The following is an 880-nucleotide window of genomic DNA, read 5'->3' on the forward strand; positions in this document are numbered from 1 at the left end:
ATTCCATCTGTACCACTTATCCAGTCATACAAATGGAATCTTATCCATGGCATACCATTAGACATGCGCATCCCCTTTTTTTATTAAATATAAATGAGTGATCATAATCCCCCCCTTAAGGCTGTTGCGTATTTATACGTGCGCTATGACAGAGCGTGTTGTGATTGCCTGTCTTGCAAAAATGTTTTTGAAAAAGTATCCTCCCAACGATTCTAAAAAAGTGGGGTGGGGAAAGATGCAAGAATGGATAAAGATATTTCTTACGGGTTTCCTGTCATTTATCGGATCACTTTCAGTAGCGCTTATTTTAAGATGCAATGACCGTAAAGAAGCCGCAAAAAAACGAGCACAAGATAAGAAATGGGTAATCAAGAAATTTGCAGAAAGCGAAAAACAAACTGCAGCTCTTGAAGAGCAAGCAAAATCAACAAAAGATATTGCAAAATGGTCAGAAGAACATATTAAAATTTTGTTAGATAACAAAAGAGTACAGGATTTAGGACCGCCACTTTCCATATATGCAACTGGACCGCATCTTCCAACAAAGGACAAGTGGACGCTTCTTTTCTTAAAGGTAGAAAATAATGCACAAACTGTCGTCCATATTTTAAATATAAAGCTAAAAGATAGTTCTCGCTTTATTCTTGGATATGGCATCATATACAAACCTAGGCAAAAAACTTGGCAAATACAATCACCATATGTTAATCCTGACGCGGTTGCAGAATCGCGAGTATTCCCTGGCTTCTGTGATAAAGCAAAGAATTTTCGAACGGGACCAGAAATCGATGTTAATATTTCTGTAGCTCCCTCAGAAGGCAAACCTTCAAAAATCCTTATTTTTGTAGCAGCACGTGAAGAAGATATAAAAGACCAAGTT

The 880-nt window shown here is 37.4% G+C and carries 1 protein-coding gene; it reads left to right on the plus strand.

Annotated features, from left to right (window positions below; genetic code table 11):
* Nucleotides 1-235 precede the first annotated feature (235 nt).
* The coding region (locus ACFIQE_RS10990; RefSeq protein WP_375707762.1) for a hypothetical protein at nucleotides 236-880 on the plus strand (645 nt) is incomplete at its 3' end.

This window comes from Bartonella sp. AA1HLJMS (assembly GCF_042197445.1).
GTDB lineage: Bacteria > Pseudomonadota > Alphaproteobacteria > Rhizobiales > Rhizobiaceae > Bartonella.